A 16982-nucleotide genomic window follows, 5' to 3' on the forward strand; every position below is an offset into this window, starting at 1 on the left:
TGCTGCACCTATTTCACAAGCCAACTAGCCGGATTCAAAGGCGTTTTCCCCTTCCAGAGTTCAAAGTGTAGCGCATCCCCTTCTCTACTCGTCAGGCCAAGTTGATCGCCTGCCTGTACGCGGGCTCCCAATTTGACTTGTACGTTATCGACGTTAGAATAAACGGTATAAAATCCGCCGTGCCGGATCATAATAACCGTGCGTAGTCCGGGTATTTCTCTTAGGCTGATTACCTCGCCGGCAAAAATAGCTTCGATGGTTTCATTGGCACCTGCATCGATATCAATACCGCTGTTTTCAATTTTCACGGAGGGTACGTCGGGGTGAGATTGGCGACCAAACTTTCGAATCACCTTGCCCTTGACGGGCCATCCCAGCTTTCCTCGTCGGGAGGATATTCCCGCGCCCACCGTCTCCGTACGGGAGGCAACCACGCCGGCTTTTTTATCTGCCGTTATCCGTTGTTCTTCCCGGGCGATTGACTTGCTGATCGCCGCGCGAATCTCCAGGTTCAGGCGCTCGTTCTGTTTTTGTTGCTGCCGGATGGTGACCAGGAGTTTCTTTTCGCTGGAGGACAGCTTATCAACAATGGCCGTCTGGATCGCCAGTTCTTCGCGTAGGGTAGCATCCTGGTCTTCAGCGGCGAAGAGCAAGGAGTCTTGTTCGATCCGTTGTACTTCCAGCGTAGCGATCCTCTCGTTGAGTGCTCCACGGGTTTGGCGGATGAGCCGGCCCTGCCGCCGGCGGTAGTCGCGGTACTGGCGGAGGTAAACCACCCTGCGGAAGGCATCGTTGAAGCCCCGGGCGCTTAACAAGAAGGTCAACCATCCCTGGCTGAGGCGTGCGCGGTTAGCAGCACGGAGGGCGCTGCCATATTCGTTGCCCATACGTTCCAGGTCATCGTTAAGGGAGGTAACCACGGTGGAATCGCGATAAAGGCGGCGACCGTTTCGATCTACTTCCTCCCGTAAGGTTTCCAGTAGTTCCGTCCGCTGTTCGATTTGCTGGCGGATCAGGTCAGCCTGGCCAACGGCGGCTCCCCTGCGGGCCCGGGTAGCGGCCAGCCGTTGGTTTGTCAGTCGAAGTTCTTTTTGCAGGCGCTGGCGCTTTGCCTTAAGTATATCCGGCGACTGGGCGCACAACTCCATCCCACCAGACAAGAGCAGGCAGAACAGCAATATCCAGCTGAGAAGGGAATGTTTATTTGGCACAGTAAATAAAATACTTTGCTAAGGTAGCGGTTTTGGCAACATGTTTATTTCCTAAGGTAGATTTGGGCGGCGGTGCGCAGGTGCAAAGAAGGGATAAAGAGCATAGTTGGCATTATTCGTTCCTCGTCAGTACACTGGCAGGAATTGCCCCTGCCGCCCGCAGGGTGACCAGGCTAACGGCCAGCCCGGTGATCAGCAGCACAATCAGCCCAGCCAGCAGAAAAACTTCGGGCCCGATACTGATGCGGTAGGCAAAACCCTTTAGCCACCAAGCCACGCCCCACCAGGTAAGTGGTACGGATACCATCATGGCTAAGCCGAGCAGGGGCAGGTACTCGAGGTTGAACCTCCGAAGGATGTCAAGATGACTGGCCCCGAGAATTTTCCGAATACCAATTTCCTTCCGCCTCAGGGTGGTGAGGTAGGCGGTCAGGGCAATCAGTCCGATCACGGCCATCGCGATGGCAAGGAGGCTCAAGTAATTAATTAAAGTGGCTACGCGGGTTTCCTCAACGTAGAGCTCCGTGAGGTTTTCGTCCAGAAAGGCATGCACGAAATCCTGGTCCACCCCCAACGTTTGGTAACGTTCTTCCACCCGATCCAATATTTCTGCGGGGGAGGCGTCCTGATAGCTGAGGGAGGCCCAGTAGACGTAACGGGGCTGCTTGTATACGGTCAGAAACATGGGATCTACCCGTTCACGAAGGCTGAACATATGGACATCCTGGAAGGTGCCGGCAATGAGGTAGGGAATGCCGACTTCGCCAGTTTCCTCGTCAACGTATTCCGGCTCTTGGGTAATGGTTTTACCGATTAAGTCGGCATCGGTAAGGTCGAAGCGGTTTTTGAGTTTGTCGGCCAATGTGCTATTGATGAGTACCAGTCGAGCTGGGGCCGTTTCAGGATCTGCGATGTACTCCGGGATGGACGTTTGTATGCCCATCTGGGCAATTGATTGGTAATCCATATAAATGTTGTGGGCGTCGTCGAACACTTCCTCCGTACCGTTAAGTCGGTAGGTTAGCTGGTTGTAGGGCGATTGTCCCATTGGGGTACCAGTTCCGACTGCGGTAACCTCCGGCAGCCGGAGCATCTCGTTGCGGAAAGTGCTGAAGCGGCTGCTGTCCGCGTTGAGATTGACGTAAAGAATACCCTCTTTTCGGTAACCCAGGTCTTTATCCTGGATATAGGCCAGCTGTTTGTTGATAAAAAGCGTGAGGCTACACAAACTGATCAAAAGGATAAACTGGAGCGTTACGACAACCTTTCGGGTAGTTACTTTACCACCAGCGTCCTGAATCAGCCTGCCTTTAAACAGTCCTTGCACCCGCGTCCGCGCCAAAAAAAGCGCCGGATAAATACTGGACAATAAGCCTACCAGAATGACGATGCCAAGGACCGGAGCCAACAGGCCCGATCCTCCCAGGAAAGCCCGGGAAATCTCTACGCCCATGAGCTGATTAAACCGGGGAATGAGCCACCAAAGGCCCAGTAGTACCACTGGCAAAGTGAGCAAACTCAGCAAAACGGCTTCCAGAACGAATTGGCCGGCTACCTGGCCATCCGCTGCTCCAAAGACCTTACGCATACCAATTTCTCTGGCCCGCCCGGCATTCATTACGACCGATAGATTGGTATAGTTACTAATGGTGATGAGCAAAATTACCAGTGCGATGAGGCCAATGATGTAGAGGTACCCTAAGCTACCGCGCGGCTTTAATTCGTACAGCAGATCAGAATTGAGGTGAATAGAAAGTAGCGGCTGCAGCATGACTCCGCCAAAGAGTACATCTTCCGCCAGCGAGGAATTTATCGTCCCGAAATTTTCGTTGATTGTTTGTCGGACGACGTCGGGGTCCGCCCCTTCCGTAAGCTCCACGTAGATCCGGGCACCCCAATAGTTGATCTTCGGCGTATTCAGCGCCAATGAAAAGTTGAAGTGAGCGTTGGGAGGGACGTTCGCGAGAACCCCGGCAATGGTATAATCCGTTGTGTCGATGCGCAGGGTTTGACCGACCGGTTGCCGATCCTGCCAATCATCCCCGAAGAATCGGATCGCCTCCCGCTCGGTCAGCAAGGCCGTAAGGGGCGTAGCTGCAAAAGCGCCCGGAGAGCCAGCCAATAATTTCCAATCGAAGTACGCCAGAAAATCCAGCGGTGTATTCGTTTGCAACTGATCGGTTAAACTTATTTCACGCTCATTGATCGTTACCTTTTGGGGTTCGGGAAAGGTAGAAAACTGCACGGCCCGCTCTACGCCCGGAATACTGGTAAAGGCTTCGATCTGGCGGCGTTGCCCAACAGATTCCGTAGAGGTAAAATCTGGAAAGCTGATCATGCTGTAGCCCTGAGAGCGCAAGTCCATCCCCACCCGGTACTTCCGATCTGCCTGTGGCACGAAAGCATCGTAGCTGGTTTCGTAGTTCAGGTATAACACAGCGAGAACAGCCGTGATGATGCCCATGGTGAGGGAGACGAAGTTGGTCAGGTTATACCAGCGACGATTACGGAGGTTACGGACACCGACTTTCAAATAATTGGCCAGCAGGGACCAACCAGCCCCAAGCTTTGTATTGACCGCTGTTGGGCGGGCGGGCGGCGTAGCGAGGCGGCGGGCTTCGGCAAAGGCGTCTGCAGGAGAATGGCCCTTAATGAGAAATTCATCATAGCGGTCCAGTAAACCGGCTTCCAGTTCTTCCAGGTCGCCAGTTTCGGGAGCTGCTTCCGCCACTACATAGCGGCGCCAGTCGGCCAGGGCCGCATCCAGATTAAAATCGTCCATTGTAATAGCGTTGTTTCGTTAGTCCTTAATTAGGGAGAGGTCGGTATTGGGGGCCCAGAGTTGAGCAAAAATCCGGTTAACACTGAGCCACTCCTGGCGATCTTGTTGAAGCTGGGCTTTGCCCTCCTCAGTGATCTCGTAGTATTTCCGCTTACGGCCGTTTTCCGTTACCACCCAATGGGCAGTGATCAAGGCCTCTTTTTCCATTCGCTTGAGCACGGGATAGAGCATGGCGTCTGTCCACTGCAAGGCTCCTCCGGAAAGGGCTTCAATCTCTTTTATAATGCGGTATCCGTAGTTTTTTCCATGGGATAAAACAGAGAGCACCAGGGGTTTGGTGGAGGCAGCAACGAGTACTTTGGAAGGCATGGCGGTGATTTTTTTATAAAATTTGATAAAGTGTTGAGCGATGCGCCATGATGACTATCCCAAAAGCGGGGCTGCAAAATGGTTTTACGCTTTACTACGGCCTACTGCCGGATGAACTCGTTTTCGGACAGGAGCTGTGTTCCGTCAAAAAGCTGGACGATACGGGAGGCATACGCTGCGTCTTCTTCGGAGTGGGTAACCATGATGATGGTGGAACCCTGCTGATGGAACTGGCGTAGTTTTTCCATCACTATCCGGCTGTTCTCGGAATCAAGGTTACCCGTAGGCTCATCCGCAAGGATGAGGGTTGGCTGGGTCACGATGGCCCGGGCGATGGCAACCCTTTGTTGTTGACCGCCGGAGAGCTGACGGGGGTAATGGTCCATCCGGTGATTCATTTCTAATTCGGCCATCGCCTCCGCTACGCGCCGGCGACGCTCAGCCAATGGAACCTTAAGATAGATGAGAGGAAGCTCAACATTCTCTGCAGCGGACAGCTCATCGATCAGGTTAAAACTCTGGAAGATGAAGCCCATACTTTCTTTACGCAGCCGGGACCGCTCCCGCCGGGAAAGAGCACCGATCTCCTGATCATGCAAATGGTAAGTGCCCCTGGAAGGCTCGTCGATGAGCCCAAGTAAATTCAACAGGGTCGATTTGCCGCTACCGGAGGGGCCTGCGATGGCGACAAAGTCTCCAGGGTGAATCGTCAGGTCCAGGCCGTTCAGGGCAGCGGTTTGCACGTCTCTGGTAAAGTGGTACTTGTAGATACCACGCATTTTTACAATCGGTGGAGTATTAGAAGAAGCAATCATATCAGTTGAGCATTATGGTTTGATACTGATCGAAGTTGTCATAGGCTGAAACGATGACACGGTCGCCGGGACGGAGACCTTCCAGGACTTCGTAAAAATTAGGATTGGCCCGACCTAACCGAACCGGGATTCGTTCGGCTACCTTGTCATTGAGACGGTAAACCCATCGCCCCCCTGTGGAGCCGAAAAAGCCACCATTGGCCAGTAAAATACTGGAGTCTTCGGGGCCAAAAAGCAAGCGAAACCTTACAGATTGGCCCTTAACGAATGCGCTGGATACGGACTGGGCATCTGCCATACTTGCTTCGATCCGGAAACGGCCACCGTTAACGTTGGGGTAAATCTTGTCCACCAGAAGGAGGAGGCTATCTCCCCGAGCAGAAAGCAGGCCACGTTGGCCCACGCTAACTTTATTCAGGTAAAATTCATCGATCTCGGCTACGATCCGGGGGTTCTCCAGACTGTAGATTTCGCCCAAACGCTGGCCACTGGTGATGGCTTGACCAGTCTGCACGGTAAAATCGCTGAGTCGACCGTCCGTTGCCGCCAGCAGGTAAAACCGGTCCAGAATTTTTCGCACCTTCTCCAGGTTGTTCAGGATACGGTTTTCGGAGGCTCCCAGCTGTTTCAACTGGATCTGACGGGCCAGGCTGTCTGCCCGGAATGAGGCAGCTAGCAATCCCCGTCGGCGCTGATAGTAGCGGTAGCGGTTGGCCGTTGGCTCAAAATCACTGGTGGCAATAACACCACCGGCCAGTAACTCTTCTGCCCTTCGGAATTGCTTCTCCTGCAGGGCCAGCTGAAAGTCTATCTCTACCAATTGTTCCCGACGGTTAAAGTCGTTCTGATTAATGAGCAGTTGGGTCTGCTGCTGATTATTGAGCTGTTCGATGAGCTGACTTTCGCGCTGCATCACTTCCAGCTCCAGGTCGGCATTGGAGAGCTGCAGCAGCGTATCCCCCTGGCGGACGTTCTCGCCGGACTCCACGAATATGCGCTCCACATTTCCGGAGATTTTGCTGTCAATAACGTAAGTCACCGCTGGCTCGATCCGACCGTCGAGGTTGATGTATTCGTAAAACCGGTCTTCAGTAACGGTGGTGATCCGGACACGTTCGGCATCTACCCTGACGGTAGCGGCTGGTTGCCAATAAAACCAAGCCAGCACTACCAGGAGAAGTGTAGAAGGAACAACAAAGCCTACTATTTTTGGCCAATAACCGGGCCTTTTTCGGGGACTATCCATTACCTGTCACTGTTAGGTACAATTGCCTAACGACATTAGGTATAAAAAGTTTTAGGCGGGCCTCTTTTTTTAACTGGCTGCTCTCTTACCCGATTTCCTGGAAATGATGATCAGGTTAAGAACGGATTACTGTTTCGTTCTTTTCCGATCGTGGTTGGCCCGCCGTGACCGGGGTAGACTTTAGTTTCGTCAGGTAGCGGCATGAGCTTGGTCAGGATAGAGCCGATCAGGGTTTGATGGTCTCCACCTGGCAGATCCGTCCGGCCGATAGAACCATCAAAAAGCACGTCTCCGGCAATGATGTAGCCCTCGGCTTTATTGTAAAAACAGATACTTCCTGGTGAATGGCCGGGACAAAATAAAACTTCCAAAGAAGTATCCGCAAGGGTGACGGTATCTCCTTCGTGGATAAAATAGTCTGCCGGTGGCGAGGGGGTCATTGGCGGCATGCCATACATATTAACTACTACTGGTGCTGACTCCAGCAAGGGCGCTTCGAGTTCATGAATCCCTAATTCAAGCTCATACTTTTTCTTGACGAAAGCATTTCCAAATACGTGATCGAAGTGGCAGTGCGTGTTGATCAGTTTTATTGGTTTCAACTTCAGCTCCTCGATGGCAGCTACCAATGCTTGTTCTTCTGCCGGTGAAAGACAGCCGGGATCGAAGATGATGGTTTCCCGCGAATCTTCGTCGTAGACGAGATAGGTGTTTTCGGAGACGGGGTTAAAGGTTAGGCTTAGTACGGTTGTCATATTGGTTTATTGACGCGGGTCAAGATCTAAAGTGAGTTACTCTACTTCAAAAGTAGCTTGGGATTCAGCAAATAATTGAATTGGAGAATAATTGACCGCCGCAGGCAGCAGCGCAGCTAACGAGAGAATAGGTTGCCGCAAGTACCACTCACTGCGCTACGCTTTGTTCGCCATAGTGTGAGCAAGCGTAGCGCAGTACGGTACTTGCGGCAGCTTATTCTTTCCTTCTCTCCTTTAATTATTCACCATTTGATTACCGTCGCGACTGTTTCAACAGGTAAATACTCATTTTAGCTCTTGATTCATGTTGTTGGTCAAACTGTACGATTACCAACAGGTTTTCGATAAGTTGAATAACTTACCTAAAATCCCCGGACCAACGAGCGTCGATCCGGGGATTAAGATTATTTCGATGTTAAGGTCAATTCCGTTACGAGTTCATAGAAGCGATGAACTCGTCGTTCGAAGTCGTGCTCTTCATGTGCCGCATCAGGAACAGGAAGGCTTCTTCGGGCTTCATGTCGGCCAGGTGATTGCGGAGAACGAACATGCGTTGCAGTACGTCGCGGTCGAGCAGGAGGTCGTCGCGGCGCGTGCTTGACTTGGTGAAGTCGATACTCGGATACATCCGCTTATTGGCGAGGAACCGATCGAGCTGAAGTTCCATATTACCGGTACCCTTGAATTCTTCAAAGATAACCTGGTCCATTTTGGAACCTGTATCGATCAGGGCCGTAGCCAGGATGGTCAGTGAGCCGCCGCCATCAATGTTACGGGCGGCACCGAAGAATTTCTTAGGCTTCTGAAGTGCATTAGCTTCAACACCACCGGAGAGCACCTTACCACTGCTCGGTTGAACGGTGTTGTAGGCCCGCGCCAGGCGGGTGATAGAATCCAGCAGGATACAAACATCGTGACCGGACTCAACCATACGTTTGGCTTTTTCCAGTACGACGTTGGCTACGCGGACGTGGTTTTCGGCTGGCTCGTCAAAGGTTGAGCTGATCACTTCGGCCTTAACGCTGCGCTTCATGTCCGTTACTTCCTCGGGGCGTTCGTCTACAAGAAGCACGATGAGGTAGGTGTCAGGGTGGTTCTTGGCGATGGCATTGGCGACGTCCTTCAGCAGGAAAGTCTTACCGGATTTCGGCTGGGAGACGATGAGGCCACGCTGCCCTTTACCGATGGGGGTAAACAGATCGATCAGGCGCATGCCATAATCTTTTCCGTCGGGGCGACCACTGAGGGTGAATTTCTCGGTCGGAAATTGAGCGGTGAGGTAGTCGAAGGGAACGCGGTCGCGCATCCGTTTCGGCTCCATGCCGTTGATGAGCTCTACTTCGAGTAGTGCAAAATACTTCTCCCCTTCCTTTGGTGGTTTAACTGGTCCTTTAACGGTATCCCCCGTTCTCAGGCCAAATTGTTTGACCTGTTGTGGGCTGACGTAGACATCGTCCGGGCTGGTGAGGTAGTTGTAATCCGGTGAACGCAGGAAGCCATATCCATCAGGCATCATCTCCAGGATACCGGAAGATGAAACGAGGCCATCGAGTTTGTACTCTGGTGTTCGTGTTTGGCGGGAGCTGCGATCGTTGTTTTGGCTCCGATCGTTTCCGCGGTTACTGCGCTCGTTGCTTTGGCTGCGCTCATTACCTTGGTTGCGGTCGGTACTTGAACTACGTTCAGTATTTGAACTGCGATCGTTGTTTTGGCTCCGATCGTCTCCACCACGAGTTTGGCTTGACTGACGATCTCCACCGCGGGTACGTCCTCCACGATCATCATCATACCGACGGCGTTCGTAGCGTTCCAGCTGCTGGTTTCCATCACCGGTACGGCCACGGCCGCGGGCAAACTCCTGCTGTTCGTCAGAGGGCTGGTCACGGTCTTCGCGTGGCGTACGGCCACGGCCACGGCCACTTTCTTCGTTGTTGTCGGAGCGGGATTGACGACGACCACGGCCACGGCCGCTGTTCTCTTCGTCGTTGCTAGTCTCCTGGTTGGCATTCCGACCACGGCCACGGGAGCGGCCGTTATCTTCTGCCTTGTCGTTATCGTCGCCTTCGGTGCTGTCGGTATTACGCGAACGGCCAGGCTTTTCCTCCTTGTCCTTATCTGCACCCCGGACGGTACGACGGCCGCGTGTTGGCTTGTCGTCTCCGCCATCTTCAGCCTTCGCTGCCCGAGGGCTGCGGCGGCCACGGGTAGGCTTTTCAGTGTCTTTGTCGTCGGAGCTCTTGGAGGTACGGCTTGAGCGGCCGCCACGGGTAGGCTTTTCGTCCTGGTCCTTAGCTTTATCGGTGGCTTTACCCCGACCTCGCGAGCTGCGGCCCTTTGGCTTGTCACTGTCTTTATTGTCATCACCGCGCTTAGCAGCAGAAGCTATAGCAGCAGCCCTGCGGTTAGGAACGCGATCAGTATCTGATGCTGCGGGTGGCTCGGCGGCAGAGGAAGTTCCCTGCACGGCCTGATGATCAAGAATCGCCAGGATAAGATCCTGTTTCTTTAATTTCTGATAGGACTTGAGTCCCATGTTTTCGGCCAGGTCCTTTAGTTCAGGGACCAGCATGGCCTTTAATTGCGCTATGCTTAACATTAATTATATGGTACTATGGAAGGTGAATTGGGGGGAATTGGTACGCAGAAATTCAGGTGCGCGCTGTGGGGGAATATTGCCGGTATACTTTGGAGGTTATTCAGCTTCCAGTAAAAGGAAACAGTATTGAGGTGTGTTAAGACCCCTTGTAAAATGGCAACTTTATGAAGAAGTTGATCAGCGTAGCCACAGAAAAATTGGCTGATTGATCGGCCAGCAGAACTGCCAGCGTGACAAAAGTAGGGCTTTTATTTTAAAGTAGCGAAAAAAAAGTACGGGGCACGCTATGATTATCGCAAGAAACCTCCTTGCAATCGTGCGCCGCCCTGCACGGCTGGCTCCGCCGGTCGCGGCGGCCCTACTTGAGAGGGCTCACGATGCTGTTCTGATCTTACGGTAGCACTACCCATGAAGCACTTCGGGTGATCTGCCCCCTCAAAAAACTAAAAGTAATGCTTCAACCACCTTAAATCATACATGCTCTTATTCCTTATACTGTTACCTTTGCGGACAACTTAGGTTAAGCGGCAACTATTCGCCACTGAACCACCGTTACTTCCGCAGAAAAACGGGGACATGGAGCAAGGTTCAGGTCTCAGTATTCAGAAGTCAGTGTTCAATATTCAGGAGTCACAAGTAATGCGTGAAAACTGAGACCTGAACGCTAAAGACTGAGCACTGATTACTAAAGACTGAATACTGCTCCCTGACCTCTCCCCTGCACCTGCGGTCGCGCCCAAATTGGTCTGGGTACTGATAAATTAAAAGTCTTAACACATATGTTACTCCTCCACACCCTCCGCACCGAAAAAGACCGTGTCCTTGCTGGTCTCGCCAAGCGCCAGGTTGCCAACGCTGAAGCAACCGTTGATCAGATAATTGCCCTCGACGACCAGCGCAAGGCTTTGCAAACCAGTACCGATAGTTTACTGGCCGAACGTAATAATCTGAGTGATAAAATCGGCGCACTGATGAAAGCCGGCAAGCGTGAGGAAGGGAACGCCATGCGGGACAAAGTCAACGCTATTAAAGACGAAGCAGCCATCGGCGAGGAGGAATTGAAAGCCGTGAAAGCCCAATTGGAGGAAGCACTGCTCGGTCTGCCCAACGTGCCGCACCAGCTGGTACCCGCCGGTGTAACCGAGGATGACAACGAGCTATTCAAGCCCTTTGCAGGCCAACTCCCTACCCTGCCAGCCGGCGCTAAGCCCCACTGGGAACTGGCCGAAGAGTACGGTATTTTCGACCTGGAACTGGGCGTAAAGACTACCGGTGCAGGCTTTCCGGTCTTTACCGGACAAGGTGCCCGCCTGGCCCGGGGACTGGTAAATTATTTCCTCGACCGCAATACTGAAGCCGGTTACACGGAGTACCAGCCACCACTGCTGGTCAACGAAGCCTCTGCCCGCGCCACTGGTCAGCTGCCCGATAAGGAAGGTCAGATGTATCACTGCACGGAGGACGATTTTTACCTGATCCCTACGGCCGAGGTCCCTTTAACCAACCTTTACCGCGACGTTATCCTGGACGAAAGCGACTTCCCGATCAAACTAACGGGATACACCCCCTGCTTTCGCAGGGAAGCAGGAAGCTATGGCGCCCACGTGCGTGGCCTCAACCGGGTGCACCAGTTCGACAAGGTGGAAATCGTCCAGTTTGCTCACCCCGACAACAGCTATGCGATCCTGGACGAAATGGTGGCCCACGTTGGCGACCTGCTTAATGAGCTTGGCTTGCCGTTCCGTATCCTGCGCCTTTGTGGCGGCGACCTCGGTTTCACCAGCGCGATGACCTTCGACTTCGAAGTATGGAGCGCTGCGCAGGAACGCTGGTTGGAAGTCAGCAGTGTCAGCTGCTTCGAGACCTACCAGAGTAACCGCCTCAAGTTGCGGTACCGGGCAGAAAAAGGCACTGAACTGGCGCACACGCTCAACGGTAGTGCCCTGGCCCTGCCGCGCATCATCGCTGCGCTATTGGAAAACAACCAGACAGAGGACGGTGTTATCTTGCCGAAGGTTCTCCACCATTACCTTGGCATGAGCAAGCTTGTACGTAAATAATACACTTAGATGTGACTTGAGTACAAAACCGCACGTCCAAAAACCAACAGATTTAAAAAACCAACTACATGTTCTCTGGTCCCTACGCCATTTACATCATCATCACCATGGTTTTTGGTGGTATCGGCATGCTGGTCAGCAATCGCCTGAAAAGTAAGTTCAAACAGTACTCAAAAGTGCCGATGACCAATAATATGAGCGGTGTTGAGGTGGCGCAGAAAATGCTGGCTTATTATCGGATCAGTGACGTGAAAATTGTGCAGGGCAAAGGATTCTTGTCAGACCACTATAACCCACAGACCAAAACGGTAAGCCTCAGCCCCGAGGTTTATCAGGGTCGCACCGTATCAGCTGCGGCAGTGGCTGCGCACGAATGCGGCCACGTGGTGCAGCATGCCGAGGCGTATACCTGGCTGGCCTTTCGAAGCAAGATGGTGCCGGTTGTCCAGTTGGCTGGCCGGGCCCAGGGTTTTCTGCTCATGTTTGCTTTTGGTGGACTTGCCTCCGGTTTTGGCGGCATTCTGTTTCAGATCACCGTGGCGGCTTTCTTAATCACCACCCTTTTTGCCTTGGTCACCTTGCCCGTCGAGTTTGATGCAAGTAAGCGGGCACTAGCCTGGCTTGATGAAACAGGTGTAGCTACTGGCGTCCAGCACGAAGGGGCAAAAGATGCACTTTGGTGGGCTGCGATGACTTACGTCGTTTCGGCACTTTCAGCCCTTACCGTATTAATTTGGTTGATCTTGCAGTCTCGTAACCGCAGGTAATCGATTTTTTTTCGATTAAATCTTTATTTTTGGCGCTCACTTGCGTTATAATCATTGCCCGCCAGTTTTTTTGGCGCGGTCGCAGGTGCTAAACCGGGTCAATAAAAGCAATGTTTCCCCGGCCTGCCACAGCTACCAATTAAACAACCAACAACACCTCTAAAGATGGACGAATTACTAGGCGAACAGCTAGAAGAAGCCAAAATGATGATGGACGAAGCCATCGAGCACCTCGAACGTGAACTGTTAAAGATCCGTACGGGAACGGCCAGTCCGGCCATGCTCAATGGTTTACTCGTCAGCTACTATGGCTCCAAAAGCCCGATCCAGCAAGTGGCCAGTATCGGTACTGCCGACGCTCGCACCCTTACGATCAAGCCTTTCGATAAATCTGCTATGGGGGACATTGAGCGCGCCATCTTTGAGGCCAACCTCGGCGTCACCCCCATGAACGACGGCGAAATGATTCGCATCAACATCCCACCGCTGACGACCGAACGCCGGCAGCAGCTCGCCAAGCAGGTGAAAGTCGAAGGCGAGACCGCAAAAATCTCCATCCGTAATGCCCGCCAGGACGCCATGAAGGCCGTCAAGGACGAAGTAAAGAACGGCTACCCCGAAGATGCCGGCAAGCGAAAGGAAGACGAAATCCAGGGATGGGTCAATGGCTACAACAAAAAAGTAGATACCATCGTCGAGAATAAGGAGAAGGATGTGATGACGCTTTAGGTGGAAACCCTACCTTCGCCCCATGCCCACCCCCGCTGAAAACTACGCCCGCTCCAAAGCCTATCTGACCAACGAGGTAACTGCCGATCCGCAGCAACAAGCCGCAGAACTTCAGGACCTCCTGCGCTACCATGAGTGGCGCTACTACGTGCAGGACGACCCGGTACTGAGTGATTTTGAGTACGACACCCTGTACAAAAAACTCGAAGCCCTCGAAGCCGCTGACCCTGGCCTGGTGACGCCCGACAGCCCGACGCAACGCGTCGGCTCTGACCTGACGGGCGACTCCGTAAGCGTCCCCCACCTGGTCCCCATGCTTTCCCTCGGCAACAGCTACAACGCTGAAGACCTGGGAGAATTCGACAAGCAGGTAAAGCGGATGCTGAACATGGACGAAGAGGCACCCCTCGCCTACGCAGTAGAACCAAAATATGATGGAGGCACCATCGTACTAGTTTATGAAAATGATCAGCTGGTACGTGCCGCAACGCGGGGCAACGGCGTGCAGGGTGAAGAAATGACCCATAATGCCCGCGTGATCCGGTCCATCCCACTCCACGCCGAATTCAGCAAGTACGGTCTGCAAAAGGTGGAGGTCCGGGGAGAGGTCATCATCCGTAAAGACCGCTTTGAAGAGATGAACGCCCAACGCGAACAAGACGGTCTGACCCTCTTCGCCAATCCCCGTAACACCGCCACTGGCGGACTGCGGATGAAAAGTCCCAAAGAAGTAGCCGACCGTAACCTCGAAGCCTTCATCTACAGCTTCGGCTATGGCGTGGATGCCGAGGGCAACGACGCGGTGCAGGCCCTGGGAACGCATACTAAGGCTATGGACGTACTTACGGAGCTGGGCTTCAAAGTTCCGGCGACCGGCTATGAACGTACCAGTACCGATGACATCACTGGCGTGGCCAACTTCTGCGCCAAGTGGCAGGCTCAGCGGGAGGAATATGCTTACGAGATTGACGGGATGGTCGTCAAGGTCGATGATCTTGCGCTGCAGGAACGCGCCGGTTATACCAGCCACCACCCAAGGTGGGCCATTGCCTATAAATTTGCGGCGAAGCAGGCGACGACAACGTTGGAAAACGTAGAGTATCAGGTGGGTAAAATTGGCACCATTACACCAGTGGCTAAGACAACTCCGGTATCCCTGGCCGGGGTAATGATTTCCAGTGTAAGCCTGCACAACGAGGATTTTATCCGGGACAAAGACCTGCGGCTTGGAGATAAGGTATTACTCGAACGCGCCGGCGACGTCATTCCCTACATCGTAAAACCGATGGAAGATCTTCGGGACGGTAGCGAAGTCCCCATCGTATGGCCCGTCGTTTGCCCCATCAATACGACAGATACGCCCGTCACCCTGATCCGGGAAGATGGAGAAGCCGCCTGGCGCTGCCCAACGTGTGTGTGCGGGAAACAGGACCTGGCGCGCATCATCTTCCATGTGTCAAAAGCGGCAATGGACATTGACGGTATGGGCAAACGCTATGTCGAACTCTTCCACGCCAAAGGCTGGCTAGATACCATCGTGGATGTCTACCGGTTGCCCTACGATTGGATTTCAGTGCTTGACGGCTTTGGCCATAAATCCGCCAATAACCTGGAGGCAGCCATTGAGAAAGCAAAAAAGCAACCGCTCTGGCGCCTGTTATACGGTTTCAGCATCCACCACTTCGGCAAAAAGGCCACTCAGTTAGTGGCGCAGAACATTGAGCATGCTCTCGATCTGGCCGAGTGGACGGAAGAACAGTTTACTAACATAAAAGACATAGGCCCAACGGTGGCCAAAAATGTCACCGAATGGTTTAGCCTCCCCGAAAACGTTGCCATGATCCGGGAGCTGGAAACGCTGGGCGTCAACGTTCGGCCTACGGAAGAAGACCGGCCTGCCGCAGCCGTCACCGAAGGTCCGTTCCTGGGTAAAGCGATGCTTTTTACCGGATCACTACAACAGCTGAGCCGTAAAGAAGCGCAAGAAAAAGCCAAGGCTGCCGGTGCCCGCATCGTATCGGCCGTCAGTAGTAAGCTTGATATTTTGGTGGTAGGTGAGAAGCCAGGATCGAAGCTTAAGAAAGCACAGGCGCTGGGTACCGTGCTGGTGATGACGGAGCAGGAGTTCTTGACGGAGATGGGTAATTAGTCTGTTGGTGCTGTTGGTCTATTGATCCATTAGTACCAATAGACCAACAGCACCAACAGACTAAACTATAAGGTTATCATTCATCAGGATCTCCCGCATTTCCAGGTCTATTTTACTGGCCTGTACGCGGAAGCGGTCGGGATCGCTGCGGTAGGGATCCTGTAAGACGTAGAACTTACGGGTCACCATCCCGGCGGAGTCCATCCGTTGTAAGCGCTGCACAATTTTTTCGCTTTCAAAGTATTTCATCTCCCGCTTAAGGATATCCATGGGCAGGCCAGTCGCCATGAGGAGTTCTTGAGGAGTGACCCGGTAATCATAATGCTCGAAGATCTCCAGTAAATCCTCCACCGTCAAAAAAGGATCAGCGGACAGCGCAAGCTTGGGAATGTCCTGCAAGGGATCTTTCAAACTGAAAAAATGCCGGCCAGTCCGGTTGGAACTGCGGATAAATACGCCGAACGTATAGAGGCTGTTCAGTCGCGTTCGGGCTTCGTTGAGCGAGAGACCTGTCTTATCCCGTAGCTGATGTGGAGATAATAACTGGTCTGGTTCATTGGCAACCATTTGTAGTAAATCCCGGTCCGAGAGGGTTCGCTGGGTTTCCCGGTTGGTCTTGAGTTGCCGGATGTACGCTATGACTCCGAAGGAAATCAGAAAAATCACCAATGCCACCAATACTGCGATGGCAATTTCGTCTTTAGACATAGTTATTAATATTCAACTTATCAAATGAACCCTTAGCCCGAGGGACTAAACAATTAAGTTCTCATTTAGCAGAATTTCCTTGAGCTCCAGGTCTAATTGGCCAGCCCTCGCACGAAATCGCTCCGGGTTACTCCGGTAAGGCTCCTGCAGGGTGAAGAAGCGATTACTGACGGCCCCTTGCGGTACCATACCCCGCATACTCTGTACAATTCCTCGTTTTTGAAAATGTTTCATTTCCCGCTTGAGTACATTCAACGGTAAACCCGTTGTCAGTATCAGGTCCTGGGCAGAAACACGATAGTTATGCACTTCAAAAATTGTAAGTAAGTCTTCGACCGTAAGGAAGGGGTCCGGGGAAAGGGACAAGTTTTTCTCTTCCGGCAACGACTCCTTCAGGCTGTAATAATAGCGGGACCCACCGACACTACGGTTCAATATACCGTACATCATTAAGTTACTGAGTCGGGACCTTGCCTCGTGGATGGTCAACTCCGTTTGGTCGCGCAACAGGTGTGGAGAAATGAGCTGGTCCGGTTGATTATTAATCAGGCGGAGCAAATCGGGATCGCTGATCACCCGTTGAGAGTCTCGATTCGCCTTTTTATTACGCAGGTAGATGACCAACACAATCAGTAAGGGCAATACAGTAAAAGCAAAGGCCATGGTTAATCCAACAATTGCTTTGGGTTCCATTTGCTTGTTTTTTGGTAAGATAGTCAGGTCCGGGCGCGGATGCAAAAACGCCCCCTGTACGACGCTCAAAAAGGAATAAACTGCAGCGCTTGATTCACTAAT

Annotated in this window: 13 protein-coding genes; 4 read left to right on the top strand and 9 right to left on the bottom strand. The window is 52.7% G+C overall.

Annotation, left to right across the window (positions count from 1 at the left end):
* Positions 1-8 precede the first annotated feature (8 nt).
* The 7 genes from B036_RS0101785 to rho form a co-directional block, all read right to left on the bottom strand.
* Positions 9-1211 carry a murein hydrolase activator EnvC family protein gene (locus tag B036_RS0101785; protein WP_157471996.1) on the bottom strand — a complete coding sequence of 401 codons (1203 nt, stop codon included), beginning with the start codon at positions 1209-1211 and terminating at the stop codon, positions 9-11.
* Between the two features lie 112 nt (positions 1212-1323).
* Positions 1324-3993, bottom strand: a complete 2670-nt coding sequence (locus B036_RS0101790) for an FtsX-like permease family protein (RefSeq protein WP_020566970.1) — start codon at positions 3991-3993, stop codon at positions 1324-1326.
* An 18-nt stretch (positions 3994-4011) separates the two neighbouring features.
* A complete protein-coding gene (locus B036_RS0101795) occupies positions 4012-4362 on the bottom strand; it encodes a PadR family transcriptional regulator (protein WP_020566971.1) in 351 nt (116 codons plus the stop codon).
* A gap of 101 nt (positions 4363-4463) precedes the next feature.
* On the bottom strand, positions 4464-5150 hold the full coding sequence (locus B036_RS0101800; protein ID WP_026231587.1) for an ABC transporter ATP-binding protein: 687 nt from the start codon (positions 5148-5150) through the stop codon (positions 4464-4466).
* A 28-nt stretch (positions 5151-5178) separates the two neighbouring features.
* Complete coding sequence (locus B036_RS0101805; RefSeq protein WP_044101581.1) at positions 5179-6423, bottom strand: efflux RND transporter periplasmic adaptor subunit; 1245 nt, start codon at positions 6421-6423, stop codon at positions 5179-5181.
* Between the two features lie 110 nt (positions 6424-6533).
* Positions 6534-7178 carry an MBL fold metallo-hydrolase gene (locus tag B036_RS0101810; RefSeq protein WP_020566974.1) on the bottom strand — a complete coding sequence of 215 codons (645 nt, stop codon included), beginning with the start codon at positions 7176-7178 and terminating at the stop codon, positions 6534-6536.
* Between the two features lie 430 nt (positions 7179-7608).
* Positions 7609-9774: a transcription termination factor Rho gene (rho, locus tag B036_RS0101815; RefSeq protein ID WP_020566975.1), complete on the bottom strand. Its 2166-nt coding sequence runs from the start codon at positions 9772-9774 to the stop codon at positions 7609-7611.
* 779 nt (positions 9775-10553) lie between these two features.
* Between rho and serS the strand changes: the two genes are divergently transcribed.
* From serS to ligA, 4 genes are all read left to right on the top strand, one after another.
* Entirely contained in the window at positions 10554-11834 is a 1281-nt protein-coding gene (gene serS, locus B036_RS0101820) for a serine--tRNA ligase (RefSeq protein ID WP_020566976.1), read from the top strand.
* A 68-nt stretch (positions 11835-11902) separates the two neighbouring features.
* On the top strand, positions 11903-12601 hold the full coding sequence (locus B036_RS0101825; RefSeq protein WP_020566977.1) for a zinc metallopeptidase: 699 nt from the start codon (positions 11903-11905) through the stop codon (positions 12599-12601).
* Positions 12602-12766: 165 nt separating this feature from the next.
* A complete protein-coding gene (gene frr / locus B036_RS0101830; protein WP_020566978.1) occupies positions 12767-13330 on the top strand; it encodes a ribosome recycling factor in 564 nt (187 codons plus the stop codon).
* A gap of 22 nt (positions 13331-13352) precedes the next feature.
* Complete coding sequence (ligA, locus tag B036_RS0101835; RefSeq protein WP_020566979.1) at positions 13353-15479, top strand: NAD-dependent DNA ligase LigA; 2127 nt, start codon at positions 13353-13355, stop codon at positions 15477-15479.
* Between the two features lie 60 nt (positions 15480-15539).
* Here ligA and B036_RS0101840 read toward each other — a convergent pair whose 3' ends face one another.
* Both B036_RS0101840 and B036_RS0101845 read right to left on the bottom strand, forming a co-directional pair.
* Positions 15540-16187 (bottom strand): hypothetical protein, encoded by a 648-nt coding sequence (locus tag B036_RS0101840; protein ID WP_020566980.1) that lies wholly within the window; start codon positions 16185-16187, stop codon positions 15540-15542.
* 45 nt (positions 16188-16232) lie between these two features.
* Positions 16233-16880 (bottom strand): hypothetical protein, encoded by a 648-nt coding sequence (locus B036_RS0101845; protein WP_020566981.1) that lies wholly within the window; start codon positions 16878-16880, stop codon positions 16233-16235.
* Positions 16881-16982: the final 102 nt, after the last annotated feature.

This window comes from Neolewinella persica DSM 23188 (assembly GCF_000373105.1).
Classification (GTDB): Bacteria; Bacteroidota; Bacteroidia; order Chitinophagales; family Saprospiraceae; genus Neolewinella; species Neolewinella persica.

What these genes read in the sequence shown, in the direction of transcription:
- B036_RS0101790 (WP_020566970.1), bottom strand. Translation starts at nt 3,993, where the DNA reads ATGGACGATTTTAATCTGGATGCGGCCCTGGCCGACTGGCGCCGCTAT.
- ligA (WP_020566979.1), top strand. Translation starts at nt 13,353, where the DNA reads ATGCCCACCCCCGCTGAAAACTACGCCCGCTCCAAAGCCTATCTGACC.
- B036_RS0101805 (WP_044101581.1), bottom strand. Translation starts at nt 6,423, where the DNA reads ATGGATAGTCCCCGAAAAAGGCCCGGTTATTGGCCAAAAATAGTAGGC.
- frr (WP_020566978.1), top strand. Translation starts at nt 12,767, where the DNA reads ATGGACGAATTACTAGGCGAACAGCTAGAAGAAGCCAAAATGATGATG.
- B036_RS0101840 (WP_020566980.1), bottom strand. Translation starts at nt 16,187, where the DNA reads ATGTCTAAAGACGAAATTGCCATCGCAGTATTGGTGGCATTGGTGATT.
- serS (WP_020566976.1), top strand. Translation starts at nt 10,554, where the DNA reads ATGTTACTCCTCCACACCCTCCGCACCGAAAAAGACCGTGTCCTTGCT.
- B036_RS0101810 (WP_020566974.1), bottom strand. Translation starts at nt 7,178, where the DNA reads ATGACAACCGTACTAAGCCTAACCTTTAACCCCGTCTCCGAAAACACC.
- B036_RS0101845 (WP_020566981.1), bottom strand. Translation starts at nt 16,880, where the DNA reads ATGGAACCCAAAGCAATTGTTGGATTAACCATGGCCTTTGCTTTTACT.
- B036_RS0101795 (WP_020566971.1), bottom strand. Translation starts at nt 4,362, where the DNA reads ATGCCTTCCAAAGTACTCGTTGCTGCCTCCACCAAACCCCTGGTGCTC.
- B036_RS0101825 (WP_020566977.1), top strand. Translation starts at nt 11,903, where the DNA reads ATGTTCTCTGGTCCCTACGCCATTTACATCATCATCACCATGGTTTTT.
- rho (WP_020566975.1), bottom strand. Translation starts at nt 9,774, where the DNA reads ATGTTAAGCATAGCGCAATTAAAGGCCATGCTGGTCCCTGAACTAAAG.